The sequence below is a fragment of the Actinoplanes octamycinicus genome, from assembly GCF_014205225.1.
Taxonomy (GTDB): domain Bacteria; phylum Actinomycetota; class Actinomycetes; order Mycobacteriales; family Micromonosporaceae; genus Actinoplanes; species Actinoplanes octamycinicus.
Genome location: NZ_JACHNB010000001.1, coordinates 4993602 through 5007588, shown reverse-complemented (window position 1 = coordinate 5007588; position 13987 = coordinate 4993602). Strand labels below are relative to the sequence as shown.

Annotated in this window: 8 protein-coding genes; 4 read left to right on the top strand and 4 right to left on the bottom strand. The window is 74.7% G+C overall.

Annotated features, from left to right (window positions below):
- Positions 1–132 precede the first annotated feature (132 nt).
- Both BJY16_RS48485 and BJY16_RS21825 read right to left on the bottom strand, forming a co-directional pair.
- Entirely contained in the window at positions 133–2298 is a 2166-nt protein-coding gene (locus BJY16_RS48485; protein ID WP_185041442.1) for a serine/threonine-protein kinase, read from the bottom strand.
- A 44-nt stretch (positions 2299–2342) separates the two neighbouring features.
- Entirely contained in the window at positions 2343–2627 is a 285-nt protein-coding gene (locus BJY16_RS21825; protein WP_185041441.1) for a pyrophosphorylase, read from the bottom strand.
- Between the two features lie 102 nt (positions 2628–2729).
- Between BJY16_RS21825 and BJY16_RS21820 the strand changes: the two genes are divergently transcribed.
- Genes BJY16_RS21820 through BJY16_RS21805 form a run of 4 tightly spaced genes read left to right on the top strand, consistent with a single transcriptional unit; the run spans position 2730 to position 8801 of the window.
- Positions 2730–3221 carry a WXG100-like domain-containing protein gene (locus BJY16_RS21820; protein WP_185041440.1) on the top strand — a complete coding sequence of 164 codons (492 nt, stop codon included), beginning with the start codon at positions 2730–2732 and terminating at the stop codon, positions 3219–3221.
- Positions 3222–3246: 25 nt separating this feature from the next.
- On the top strand, positions 3247–3711 hold the full coding sequence (locus tag BJY16_RS21815) for a hypothetical protein (protein WP_185041439.1): 465 nt from the start codon (positions 3247–3249) through the stop codon (positions 3709–3711).
- Positions 3686–8422: a DUF6531 domain-containing protein gene (locus BJY16_RS21810; protein WP_185041438.1), complete on the top strand. Its 4737-nt coding sequence runs from the start codon at positions 3686–3688 to the stop codon at positions 8420–8422. Before BJY16_RS21815 ends, BJY16_RS21810 begins: the two co-directional genes overlap by 26 nt.
- Positions 8423–8432: 10 nt before the next feature.
- Positions 8433–8801, top strand: coding sequence for a hypothetical protein (locus BJY16_RS21805; protein ID WP_185041437.1), 369 nt, complete (start codon positions 8433–8435; stop codon positions 8799–8801).
- Between the two features lie 3 nt (positions 8802–8804).
- Here the strand turns inward: BJY16_RS21805 and BJY16_RS21800 are convergent, their stop codons facing one another.
- Both BJY16_RS21800 and BJY16_RS21795 read right to left on the bottom strand, forming a co-directional pair.
- On the bottom strand, positions 8805–9758 hold the full coding sequence (locus BJY16_RS21800) for a serine hydrolase domain-containing protein (RefSeq protein ID WP_185041436.1): 954 nt from the start codon (positions 9756–9758) through the stop codon (positions 8805–8807).
- Positions 9751–13986, bottom strand: coding sequence for a type VII secretion EssC family protein (locus tag BJY16_RS21795; RefSeq protein WP_185041435.1), 4236 nt, complete (start codon positions 13984–13986; stop codon positions 9751–9753). The genes BJY16_RS21800 and BJY16_RS21795 overlap by 8 nt, the downstream gene beginning before the upstream one ends.
- Position 13987 lies beyond the last annotated feature (1 nt).

Sequence of the window (13987 nt, the reverse complement as noted above, 5' to 3'; positions counted from 1 at the left end):
CCGCCGCGCCCAGTGCAGCACGGCACCCGCCGCCCGTCGTCGCGCCCGGCCCACCCCCGCACCCCACGCGGGTCGCCGTGCCCCGCACACCGGAGCGCCCCGCGCGTGTCAGGAGCTCCGGGGCAGCGCACGTCAGAATCCCGCGCCGGTGGTGGCGTCGATCGGGTCGACGCCGATCTCGGTGCCGCCGACCTCGGTGGTGCGGTTGGTGACGTCGAGTTTGGGGGCGGGGCCGATCTCGTCGCCCTCGGTGAGCACGCCGACCTGGCGGCCGTCCGGCAGCACGATCCAGGAGCCCTCCACCTTGGCGCCGCGCACCCGGGCGGACGCCCGGTAGAGCCCGGACGGCTTCGTCACGGTCCGCAGCGTGAAGCCGTGGGTGTCGCCCAGGATGGTGAGATCGCCCTTGGCGCTGCGCGCGTCGAACGTCCCGACGATCTTGGCGCCGTTCTTGCCGGTGAGCCGGAGTTTCCCGTCCTGTGCGGTGCCCTGCAGCCACGCCTCGACCTTGTCGCCGTCGCAGACGTAGGCGATCGCCTTGCCGTCCCGGATCGACAGCGCGAGGGTGCCGGCGTCGTCCTCGACGAACCCGGCCAGCGTCACCCGGATCGCGGCCGGCGCGGTGGTGGCGGCGCTGGTGGCGACCGGGTCGGTGGGCGGCAGCGTGGGCTGCTGCCCGACCGCCCCGGCCGGGTCGGTGGTGGCGGCGCTGGTCACGCCGACCACGTTGGCGGCGCGGTCGGCGCGCTCGTCAGCGGCGCGGAAGACGTTCACCCCGATCAGCGCGGCGGCGATCACCGCGACCACGCCGAGCGTGACCAGCGGCCCGCGCCGCCAGCCGCCCGATCCCCCGCCGGCCGGCGGCGCCGCGGGCGGTTTCACCGGCGGCGTCACCCCGGGCCGCAGCCGGGTCTCGCGCACCTCGGGCGGCGGCCCACTGCCGAACTGCCCCGCCCACAGGCCCACATGATCCGGATCGCCCGCCCCGGCGTCGGGCGGCGCGCCCGGCCCGCTCGTGGCCCAGCTCCCGGCACCGGGCCACCGCCAGGCGCCCCCACCCGAACCGTCACCACCGGGACCCGCGCCCGGATAACCGCCACTGCCGCCACCGCTGCCAGCGCCCGGAGAGCCACCGACGCCAGCGCCTGTTGCCGCGCCGGCTCCGACGCCGGCCTGCACCCCAGACGCGGCTCCAGCCCCGCGCAGCGTCGTCTGCCGAGAGAGCGGCGCCTGCCCCGGCAGGTCGGCCGTTGCGTCGCCTGCCAGAGGCGCACCCCGGTCGAAGCCGCCGGCACCTGCTCCGCCGGGCCATCCCGCGGCTCCCGCGGGACCGCCCGCCAACCCGGTGGCTCCAGCAGACGCCGCAGCGGCCGAGCCCGCCGCGGCCCCGGCGACAGCCGGCCCGGCGGCACCTCCCGCGGCACCAGCGCCCGGAGCAGCGCCAGCTCCCCCGCCACCAGCACCCGGACCGGGCGCGGCCCGGCCCGCGCCACTGGGCGGCGCCGGGGTGCCGGCGAGGGAGGCCGGCGGGGCGTCGAGGGCGCCGGAGTCGACGAGGGTGCGCAGGTAGGAGGCGACGCGGCGGGCCGTGGGGCGCTGCCGGGGATCGGGGACCAGGCAGGACCGGGCCGGGCCGGTGAGCTCGTCGGGCAGCGCGTCCGGGTCGCCCTGGATGTCGCCGGTGATCAGCTCGACCAGGAGCACGCCGAGCGAGTAGACGTCGGCGGCCGCCGTCGGGGGTGTGCCGTGCCAGATCTCCGGGGCGGTGTAGCCCGGCGTGCCGCCGGCCACCCCGCGGTCGGCGTCCAGCAGCAGCACCGCGACGCCGAAGTCGATCACCCGGGTCACGGGCGGGGCGGTGTCGCGTACCAGAAGCAGGTTTTCGGGTTTGAGGTCGAGGTGGACGACGCCCTGCGCGTGCGCGGCCGCGACCGCGCCGGCCACCTGCGCCATGATCGCGGCGGTCTCCGCCGCGCCCAGCCGGCCACCCCGGGCGGCGAGGTGGCGGCGCAGGTCGGGGCCGTCCACGAAGTCCATCACCAGGGCCACGGTGCCGCCCTCGACGACCAGGTCACGCAGGCCGACGATGCTCGGATGGTCGAGGTCGCGGAGCGCCGCCTCCTCGCGCAGCAGGAGCTCGCGGACCCGGCGGTCGCCGGCCAGCTCGGGGCGCAGGAGTTTGGCCGCGAGCGACGGGCCGCCGGAGCGCCGGGTGGCCCGCCGGACCACCGCGAGAGCGCCCCGTCCGATCTCCTCGTGCAGCAGGTATTCCCGGCCGAGCGCTTCCTGATCGGCCATCCCCGTACCCTTTCCAGAAATGATCTAAAGAGCCGGACGACCGATTATGATCCGCCGCCTGCGGTCATGATGTTCTGCGCGATCTTCTGCAACTGCTCGCGCAATTGATCCAATTCCTGTTTGGCCTTGTCGAGGGCGGCCTTGGTCTCCGGCCACGTCTGATCGCGGAACTGCTGAGCCAGCGGACCGTCCCAGACATCCGGGTTGGACAGCATCTTCCCCTGCGCGTCGAGCTGCGATATCTGGTCGGTGAGCCCGCCGTTGATGATCGCTTGAACCTGCTGGATAGACGTCTTGGCCTGATCAGTCGAGAGTACTCGTCCCGGCATCGGTCCACTCCCCCGAGTTCTGTTGATCGATTTTGACTCCGCCTTCCCGGACTGCCATTGTCGTCACAGGAGAGCCGCCACCGCAAACACCTCTCGATATCTGTGGACAACAAAGAGGACAACCAGCAGGGGACGACGATGGTCGATCTACGGGGGATTTCCGAGGACGTTCCGTTCGACTGGGACGCGGCCGACCGGCTGGCCACCCAGCTGCGTTCCGCCGCCGACGCCTGCGAGGGCCAGATCTCCCGGCGCACCTCGCTCGCCTCGCACGCGTCGCAGGAGTGGCGCGGTGTCTACGGCCGGCAGTTCGGCGGCCGGATGGACATCTGCACCGGTGACGCCCGCCGGCTGGCCACCGCCATGCGCACCGCGGCCAACCAGGTGGACGAGCTGGCCCGGCTGGCCCGCGAGGAGCAGGACCGCCGGGAGAAGGCCCGGGCCTGGGCCGCGGAGCAGGAGGACGAGAGCTTCCTGGAGAAGGTGGGTGACTTCTTCCTGGGCGAGGACGAGGACGATCTGCCACCGATCCCGCCGCCGGTCACCCCACCGCACTACACCGTGGCGGCCCCGACCGCGCCGTCCCGGGAGTGACCCGGGTCTGTCGAGGGAGCTGACCATGGGTGTCGACGACCATCCGTCCGCCGCGGCCGTGCTGTCCGCGGCCGCCGACGTGCAGCACACCCTGAACGGCCTGGCCGCCTGGCTGCGCAAGCAGTCCGGGATGGCCGAGGTGCGACCGAGCTTCTACCTGGTCCGCAAGGATCTCGGGCTGCGCGTCGAGTGGTATGTCAGCGGCCGCCACCCGGCCAGCGGTTTCACCCTGGACTACCTGCTGGAGCTGACCTACCGCGCCGGCGAGTGGCTGATCACGTCGTCGGCCTGCGCGGCGGGCCGGGATCCGAACGGCAGCGACCGGCTGCTGGTCCTGCCGGACCGGTATGCGATCACCGACCGCGAGTTCGTCGAGGAGCTGCACGCGGCCTGCCGGACGCTGGTCGATCACCGCACCAAGATCCTCGACCTGTTCCTGCGCGGCTACGTGACGAGGAGGACTGATGGGGACCAGTTCGGCACGTCCTGACGACCTGGACGACTTCGTACGCGGCAGCCGGGCGGCCGACGACGAGCTGCGCACCCACGACACCCGGGTGCGCAGCGCCTACGGCGAGTTCTCCGACGGCAACAAGTGGGGGCACTTCGACGCGTCGTCGCTGATCACCGCGTTCGGCAACTACATCGTGCTGAACGGGATCGACGCCGACTGGGTGGCCGCGATCGCCAAGGCGTTCCGGGCCGCGGGCGGGGACGGGGACATCAGCCGGCTCCCGGACGCGGCCATCGCCGCCAGCCTCAAGGCCGCCGGGCTCACCGAGGGCCGCACGTCGCTGACCTTCGACGCACCCGTCGCGTACGGATTCCCGCCCACCAGCGGGTTCGCCGACGACCCGGTCAACACGGCGAGCGGGAACTTCGTACACAAAGTGTCTGATCTTCCGGGGTTCTCCCGGGTCTACAACAGCCGGTCCACGGTGGTCGGCGCGTTCGGGCCGGGCTGGTCGTCGTGGGCGGACGTCCGGTTGCGGGCGTCGAGCGACGGCGTCGCCTACACCGGGCCGGACGGGCAGGCGGCGTTCTTCGGCCGGCAGGGCGCCGGCTACGGACGGGTCGTCGGGATCAACGCCACCGTGGAGCCGGTCGACGACGGCCTGGAGCTGCGCTGGTTCGACGGCCGGGTCTGGCGCTTCGACGCGACCGGCCGGATCCGCAGCGCCGACCGGCTCACCTTCGGCTACACCGACGGCCGGCTGACCAGCGTGGACGACGTCCCGATCAGCTGGACCGGGGACCGGATCACGGCGGTCGGCCTGGTCCCCTTCGTCTACGACGGCTTCCTGACCGACGACGGCACCTACACCTACACCGTCGAGGACGGCCGGATCACCGCGGTCACCGACGCCGACGGCGTCGTCCACGTCCGGAACACCTACGACGCCGACGGCCGGGTGCTCACCCAGGTCTCCCGGTTCGGCCGGGAGAGCCGCTACGTCTACCTCCCCGGCCACGTCACCGTGGTCGGCGAGACCGACGTCTACGTGCACGACGACCGGGGCCGGCTGCTGTCCGTCACCGACGCGCACGGACACACGCTGAGCCGCACCTACGACGAGTGGGGCAACCCGGTGACGGTCACCGACCGTGATGGGTCGGTGGTGACGATGCGCTGGGACGACCGGGGGAGGTTGTTGCGGCGCGGCGCGTTCGACTACACCTACGACGAGTTGGGCCGCCTGGTCGCGGTCACGGCCGGCACCGGGGCGTCGTTCCGGTACCGCTACGCCGGCGCCGACCGCATCCCCGCCGAGGTGGTGGACGGGGAGGGCGGTGTCACCCGGTTGGACGTGCGCGACGGCCTGGTCCATCGGGTCACCGATCCGGACGGGGTCACCCTCGACTTCGGCTTCGACGACTCGCGCCGCCTGCTCAGCGCCACCGACGCGCTCGGCCACGTCGCTCGGCTGGAACGCGACGACCGCGGCCGGGTCACCGCCGCGATCAGCCCGCTGGGACGCCGCACGGTCTATCGGTACGACGACCGCGGCCGCCTCGCCGAGCGGGTCGGTCCGGGCGGCGCGACGTGGCGCTACGAGTACTCCCCCGGCGGCCGGCTGCTGGCCGTGACCGATCCCGGCGGCGCCCGGCGGACCACCGAGTTCGGTCCGCACGGCGAGACCTCCGCGGTGATCGACGTGTTCGGCGAGCGCACCACGATGGACTACGACGACAACGGCAACCTGGCCCGGGTGGTCCTGCCCGGCGGCGCGAAATGGGACTTCAGCCACGACGCGCTGTCCCGGCTGACCGCCGCCACCGACCCGGCCGGGGCGACCTGGCTGCGCGAGTACGACGCGACCGGCACCTTGACCGCGACGGTGGATCCGGCCGGAGTCCGCCGCAGCGCGGTCCTGGACCGCGACGGCCGGATCGCCGCGGTGAACGACGGGCTCACCGGCAGCGCGTTCGAGTACGACGCGCTCGGCCGCGCCACCGCCCACCTGCGGCCGGACGGGACCGGCGCGCACGCGGAGTACGACCGCTGCGGTCGCCGGACCACGGTGATCGGGCCGGACGGCGGGCGGAGCCGGATCGAGTACACCCCGGCGGGGCGGGTCGCCCGCACCGTGTCGCCCGCCGGGCGGGTGACCGTTTTCGAGTACGACGCGGCGGGCCGCCCGTCGTCCCGCACCGACGGCGCGGGACGGCGCGTCGACTTCCGCTACGACGCCGACGGCATGCTGGTCGCGGTCGTCCGCGGCGAACTCCAGGAGTCCTACGAGTACGGCCCGGACGGCCACTTGGTCGCACAGACCACCGCGGACGGCAGCCGATTCGTCCTGGCCCACGACGCGGCCGGCCGGATCACCGCGGTCACCGACCCGACCGGCGGCACCCGGCGCTTCGAGTTCGACGCCGCCGGCCGGATGACCGCCGCGATCGACCCGCTCGGCGGCCGCACCACCTACCAGCACCATCCCCGCGGCTGGGTCACCACGGTCACCGATCCGCTCGGCGCGGTGACCACCTTCGGGTACGACGAGGTGGGCCGCCTGACCGAGCGGATCGACCCGCTCGGGCGGCGCACCACGACCGAATACGATCCGGCCGGACGGATGCTCGCGCGGACCGACGGCTCCGGGCGGACGCTCCGCTGGTCCTACGACCCGTCCGGACGAATCGTCACGATCACGGCCGGCGACGGGGCGACGCTCACCTTCCGTCGCGACCGGTTGGGTCGGCCGGTGTCCGCGGAGGAGGGCGGCCGGCGCGTCGACCTCGGGTGGGACCCGGCCGGCCGGCTGATCTCCCGCAGCCGCGGCGGGCTGACCGTCCGGCACGGCTACGACCGGGACGGCCTGCCGATCACCCTGACCCGGCCGGACGGGTCGGTGGTCACCTACCGGTACGACGAGGGTGGCGCACTCGCCGCGGCCGGCGAGATCACGCTGCGCCGCGATGCCCTCGGCCGCCTGATCCGGGCCGACGGCGGCGACACCACGATGACCTGGGAATATGCTGGAGGGCTGCCCGCGTCGTACGTCTGCGAAGGCCCATCCGGGCGGCGTACCGCCCACCTCTCGCACGACGCCGCCGGGCGTGTCGTCGACGACGGAACGCGCACCTACCGGTATGACGCGGCGGGACAGCTGATCACCGCCGGTGACACCGAGTTCCGGTACGACCGGGCCGGCCGGCTGGTCCACGACGGCGCCTCGGTCTACGCCTACGACACCGCCGGGCAGCTGATCAGCAGAGGCGGGACCGTCTTCGAGTACGACGGAGCCGGCCGCCGCACCCGCGAGGGCGACCGCCGGTACGTCTGGGACGGTCTCGGGCGGCTGTCCGCGGTGGACGACCTGACGCTGCGCCACGACCCGTTCGGGGAACTCGCCGAGGTCGCCGGGCAGGCGGTGTTCTGGGAGCCCGGGGCGGCCGGCATGCCCTGCTGGCTCGGCGACCGCCCGGTGACCGGCCCGGGCACGCCCTGGACGGTCGGCGCGACGCCGCTGACCCCGGACTGGCAGGGTACGCCCGGCGACCGGGACGCCTGGGGCGCTCCGGCCGGCACCGAACCGGGCATCGGCTATCGCGGGGAGCTGGAATTCGCCGGGCTGGTCTGGCTGCGCCACCGCGTCTACGACCCGTCGGCCCGCGCGTTCCTCAGCACCGACCCGCTGCCGCCGTCGGCCGGCACCGCGGTCGCCGGGAACCCCTACCACTACGCCGGGAACGACCCGGTCGGGCACGCCGACCCGCTCGGCCTGCGCCCGGTCAGCGATGCCGACCTGCGCGCCTACCGCGACGAGATGTCCAGCGGCTTCTTCGAGGACGCCGGCGAATGGGTCGGCGAGAACTGGGAGTACATCGCCGCGGGCGCGATGGTGGTCGGTGGCATCGCGGTGATGGCGACCGGCGTCGGCGGCCCGATCGGCGCCGCGATGATCGGCGGCGCGCTGCTGAGCATGGGCGCCAGCACCGGCATCCAGAAGGCCACCACCGGCGAGGTGGACTGGGGCCAGGTCGCGGTCCAGGGCCTGATCGGCGCGGCCGGTGGCGGGCTCGGCGCGGGCGCGGGCATGCTCGCGGGCGGCGCCCGGTTCGCCGCCACCAGCCCGTTCGTCCGTGGCGCGATCGCCGGCGGCGCGGAGAGCCTGCTCGGCGGCGCGGCCACCCGCGGCTTCAACGGCGAGAACCCGTTCGACCCGCGGGGGCTCGCCACCGACCTGCTGCTCGGCGGCGTCACCGGCGGGGTCGGCGGCAAGCTGGGCGCGGCGAAGGCGCAGGCCGACGACCTGGTGACGGTGTACCGCTTCCACACCGCGGCCGACCCGCGCACCCTGCAGTCGAACCTCAATCTGGAGTCGGCGGCGGTGCAGGCCAGCGTGCGCGGCGCTCTGGACACCCCGGCGAAGATCGCTGCCCGGGCGGAGGCGCACATGCGGGGCGCGACCCAGCGGAGTCCGTTCGTCAGCCTGTTGCTGGACACGAACGCCGGGGCGAACACCACCGACGACTGGCTCCGGAAGATCATCACCGGGCACCCGAAACACCTCGCCGACGTCATGCACGTGCGACAGGCGCCGGACATGAGCACCTTCCGGATACCCCGCTCACAGCTGATCTTCCCGGACGCCTCCAACGCGCTGTCGCGGGCGGAGACCGAGGTCGTGTATCACGGAGAGGATCTCGTCAAGCACATCGTCGACACCATCCCGAACCCGTTCATGAAGCCCTGAGAGGAGCACCGTGCTCGATCCCGCCGACTACGACCAGGTGATCGTCGCCGTCGCCCACCCGTTCGGGAACGTCCCGGCGCCGCTCACCGAGTGGCTCCGCCTCGGGCCGGGACCCCGGCCGTACGTCGAGATCATCTCCGCCTGGCGACGCCGCACCGGCGAACCGGTCCCGCTCGACGAGATCCCACTCGAATATCACAACAGCGCGCGGAGCCGGCGGTTGCAGCGGCTGGGGCGGCTGCCCGCGCCGTGGGGCCCGCCTCCGGCCGCCGAGCCGGAGGACGACTTCCCTCTCGACCTGACGCCGGAGGAGGAACGCGAGTCGCGGGAGCATCGGGAGCGGACAGTACGCGAGATGCTCTTCGACCCCGACGACTGAGACTCAGCCGGCGGCGCCCAGCGCGGTCAGCAGCTTCACCGCCGGCCCGTCCACCGAGCGCGCCGTCGCGCTCAACGCCACCACCCCGGCCCCGGCCGCCGGGTCGAAGCCCACGAACGAGGTGAACCCGCCGGTCCCGCCGTTGTGGAAGTACTGCCGGCGATCGTCCTTGAGTCGCCGCGACATCCATCCCAGGTGCACGGTCAGGAACGGGTTGGCCCGCTCCTCCACCGACAGCGCCAGCCGGACAGTCCCGGACAGCGGCGACTCGCCCAGGTGAGCCCGGACGAAGCGGACCAGGTCGTCGGCGGTGGACCGGAGGCCGCCCGCGCCGGCCAGCGCGTTCAGGTGCCAGGGCGCCGCCGGGCGGCCGTTGCGCCGGTGGCCCTGGACGGCCGGGCCGGCGGTGGCCGTACCGGTCAAGGAGAGCGGTGAGCCCAGCTCAGCCGTGACCAACCCGTCGAAGTCGAGCCCGGCGTGGCGGGTCAGCGCCAGCCCCAGCAACCCGGCGCCGAAGTTGGAGTAGCGGACCTTCCCCGGCGCCCGTCGCCGGGTCCGGCCGAGCGCCCCCAGCAGGAAGTCGGCGGAGCAGTGCGCGTACGGATCGCGCTTGCCCGGATGCAGCAGCGCGTCCAGCAGCATCCCGGGTGGCAGCCGCGGCAGCCCCGAGGTGTGCGTCGCCAGCTGCCGCAGCGTGATCCGGCACCCGTCCGGCACCGGCAGCAGATCGCCGAGCGGCTGATCGAGGGTCAGCGCGCCGGCCTGCACCCGGCTGGCCAGGGTGAGCGCGGTGAACACCTTGGTGACCGAGCCGATCTCGAACCGGGTCGTCCCGTCCACCCCGGCCGACCCGCGGACCACCACCTCGTCACCGGCGATCGCGGCCACCACCACGCACGGCCGTTTCGGCGTCAGTGCCGCGACGGCTTCCTCGGTCAGCCCAGCAAGATCACTCATGACCACCATCATGGTCATTCAGCACAACGGCGGCCTGCACGATGTCCCACTCCCCGTTGTGAATCAGGTAACCGCGGCCCACCCCGAGGCGCACCGGCGCCCGCCGCGGCAGCGTCACGCCCAGCAGATCCCCGTCCAGGTCGATGTTGGGCCGCAGCAGCAGCCCGGCCTTGGACCGCCGGATGGTCTGCGTCCAGTGCCCGTAGAGCGACCGCAACGCGTCCGCCCGCCCGGCCACGACCACGTGCAGCTCCGGCCGGCCGGCGGAGAGCAGCCCGGCGATCGCCCCGTCCGCGTCGTCGAAGCCCTCCGCGTCGTCGATGAACAGCACCGCCGGCCCGTCGACCGTCCGCAGGTCGGCGAGCAGCGCCGCGGCCGCTCCCCCGGCCGGCGCGAACCGGTCCAGGTCGGCGCAGTCGCGCAGCGGCGACCGCCGCCCGCCGGTCCCGGCCAGGTGGGCCCGCCCGCGCAGCACCGCCGCCAGGCTGAGCAGCACCGTGCTCTTCCCGCACCGGGCCGGGCCGGCGATCAGCGCGTGGTCCCCCTCGTAGAGGACCAGCCGGGCGGCCTCCAGGTCGGACTCGCGGATGCCGACCGGCAGCCGCCACGGCTCGTCGTCGAGCGCCGGGGGTGGCAGGTCGCCGGCGAGCACCGAGGTCGGCAGCACGCCGATCCGGGCGGCCCGGATCACCGCGTCCGGATATTTCGCGGCCACCGCCGCGACCATCGCGGCCGGCCCCGGCGAGGGCCGTCCCACCTGCGCCTGCAGCCCTTCGGGCAGGGTGACCATCCGGCCCGGGAGCCGGGCCGGCACATCCTTGCGGCCGAGCCCGGCCTGCACGTAGTCGTAGGGGTCCGGCAGCCGGAACAGCCACCGTTGGGTGGTCACCGAGGTCCAGGCCGGTGGCACCGTGCTGAACCGGTCGGCGGTCACCGCGAATCCGATCCCGGCCGCCGTCCCGTCGCCGTAGAGCCTGGTCAGCGTGTCCAGCACGGTGAGGCCCTCGATGTCGTCGAACTCGGCGCGCATCGCCGCCAGGTTGTCGATCAGCACGATGATCGTGCGGCGCGGCCCGCCCGGCGCGGTCCGCCGCCGGTCCAGCTCGGCGCGCAGGTGCCGGATCAGCCGCACCTGCCGTTCCCGGTCGTCGGCCGCCACCACCGCGCCGGTGTGCGGCAGTCCCTCGAGGATCCCCAGGTCACCGGTGCCGTAGTCGATCGCGTACAGCTCCAGCTGGTCCGGCCCGCGGGCCACGGCGAGGCTGAGCGCGAGCGCCTGCAGGGTGGTCGTGGTGCCGCTGCCGGTGATCCCGAACAACAGCAGGTTGCCCTCGGCCGGATCCCAGCCGACCGGGTACTGCGCCTGCCGGTCCGGGTCGTCGGCGAGCGCCACGGTGGCCCGGCCCGGCTCCGGCGGCAGGGTGGCCAGGTCGAGATCGCCGCCGAGCGGCTCCGGCCAGGGCCGGCGCGGCGCCGGCAGATCCGAGGCCGCCTCGGCGATCGCGTCGACGAGACGGGCCAGGTCGGTGCGTTGCTCCACCCCGTTCCCGGTACGCGGCCCCGCCGCCCCGCCGTCGGCCACCGCCCCGAAGGTGAACGCCGTCACCGCCACCGGAGCGTCGTCGCCGCCCCCGGACACCGCGGTGACCAGCGCCGTCTGGATCGGCACCACCTCACCGGGCCCGAGCCGCACGTAGGCCCGCCCGGGCAGCAACCGGCTCAGCTCGGCCGCCTCCCGGATCCCGATCACGTCGACCGAGTCGGCCGCGTCCTGCACCCGCAGCGCGATCCGCAGGTTGGTGTTGGTCCGGATGTTGTCGTTGACCGCGCCGGACGGCCGCTGCGTCGCCAGGATCAGGTGCACGCCGAGGGTCCGGCCGCGCTGCGCGATCCCGACCAGCGCGGTCAGGAAGTCCGGCAGCTCCTTCGCCATCGTCGCGAACTCGTCGATCACCACGACCAGCCGGGGCATCGGCTCGGCCTGGGCGGCGCCGCTGCGCACGTATTCCACCAGGTTGTCGCAGCGCACCTCGCGCAGCCGCCGCTCCCGGTGGCGCAGCTCCGCCTCCAGGGCCCGCAGCGCCCGCTCGCCGAGCTGCTCGTCCAGGTCGGTGACCATGCCGACGGTGTGCGGCAGCCGGGCGCACTCGTCGAACGCGGCCCCGCCCTTGTAGTCCATCAGCACGAAGGTGAGCCGGGCCGGGTCGGCGTTCGCCGCGAGCGCGGCGACCAGGCTGCGCAGCAGCTCGCTCTTGCCGGAGCCGGTGGTGCCGCCGATCAGGCCGTGCGGCCCGTCCCGGATCAGGTCCAGGGTGAACACGCCGCGGTCGGTGACGCCGAGCGGCGCGGTGATCGCCACCGGGTCGGCCCGCTGCCAGCGCTCCCGGACGCTGGTCGCGTCGACCTGGGCCAGGCCGATCATCGGGAGCAGCCGCACGCCGTCGGGCAGCCCGGCCCCGGTCCGCCGCACCTCCGGGTCGTCGAAGCGGGCCAGGTCCCGGGCGCAGGCCCGGGCCTCGGCCACGGCCAGGCCGGCGAGCAGCACGTCGTCGACGGCGGTGCCCTCGGCGGGCCGGCGGACCACGGCGTCGCCGTCCGGGTCGAGGATCTGGATGACGGTGTCGCAGGCGGCCGGCAGCCGGTCGACGCTGGCCGCCAGCACGATCCCGGCGACCGGGACCGCCGGGGCGCGCGACAGCGGGTCCGGCGTCGCCGGCCGGGCCTGGTTGAGCAGGTCGCGGGCGGGCGCCCGGGTGCCCTCGGTGAGCACGTCGGAGTCGAGCACGACCAGCGCGGTGCCGAGCGCGCCGCCGGCCGCCAGCTGCCGGGCCATCGCCTCGCTGGTCTCCCGCCGGTGCGAGAGCCAGCGGCCGGAGTCGTCCGGCAGCCGGGTGTGCGGCAGCCACTTGCACCAGTCCCACTCCGGCTCCCGGCCGTCGTCGACCAGCACCGCGACGGTCAGGTCGGCCGGACCGTGGTGCACCGCGGCCTGGCAGAGCAGGCTGCGGGCCACGGCCAGGGCGGCGGCCCGGTCGCCGGCGATCCCGACGATGCCACCACCGCCCAGAGCGACCGGGACCGGCGCGGCGCGCAGCACCGCCCGGCCGGTCAGCTCGCGCACCCGGTCGGGCAGCCGGCCGGTGGACGCGGTCACCTCGGGCTGCCAGGGCGTGTCCGCGATCCCGGCGTAAAGCAGCAGGAAGTCGTCGTGCCGGGGCCGCCGCTCCCAGAGCCGGGTGCTGGGCAGCGCGGCGCGGCGCAGGGTCTCGGCCGGGTCGCCGAGCAGGCTCCGCAGCCGGGCGCGCTCCTGCTCGCCGGCCCGGGCCAGGCCGGACTCCAGCTCGGCCAGCCCCTCGTCGAACGTCCGCTGCCCCTCGGCGGTCTCCTTGCGGTTGCGGCGGCGCGACTCCAGGTAGGTGCCGATCCCGATCAGCGGGGAGAGCACCGCGAACAGGCCGAACCGGATGTCCCGGGTGATCGCCACCATGACCACCGCGAGAACCAGCGGGCCGAGCGTGGAGGCGACGCTGAAGTGTGGTTCCGCCGGCTCGCGCGGCTCGCCGGGGGCGGTCAGCGGGCCCGGTCGCTCCGGGGGCGCCACGCGCGGCGGCCGGTTGAACGACACGGTCCCGCCGCGGCCGAGGTGCCGCCGCAGGTCCAGGCCGGCCGGGCGGTCCCGCTCGCCACCGGGGCGCAGGCTGAGCGCCACCGCTCCGACCCCGAGGACATCGCCGCCGGTCAGGGTGACCGGCTCGGTCACCGTCACCCCATTTCTCTGTACGCCGTTGGCCGCCCCGAGATCCGTCACGGTCACCGTGCCCGCCGCTCCGGGTGCCGGTGGACCGGGCGGCGTGACGGTCAGCAGGCAGTGCTCGCGCGAGACGGTGTCGTGGTCGAGCCGCAGCCCGGCGGCCGGCCCTCGCCCGACCACCCAGTGCCCCGGCGGCAACGGGAACGCCCGGCCCGCCGCCAGCCCCGCGACCAGCACCATCTCCTGGGGCGCCGGGACCGGCGGACCGGACGGCGGCGCCGGCGCCAGGTCCAGCACCGCGCCCTCGTGCAGGCCGGACTCCTCGATCGGCGTCGACGTCGCGACCGGGTGCCCGTCCACCCCGGCGACGCCGGGGTCGGGGACGCCGATCGCCCGGAGAAGATCGGCCAGCGTGGCCTCGCGGCTGCGCGGCCGCACCTCGATCTCGCGTCCCCCGGGCGCGTAGATGATGTGCATG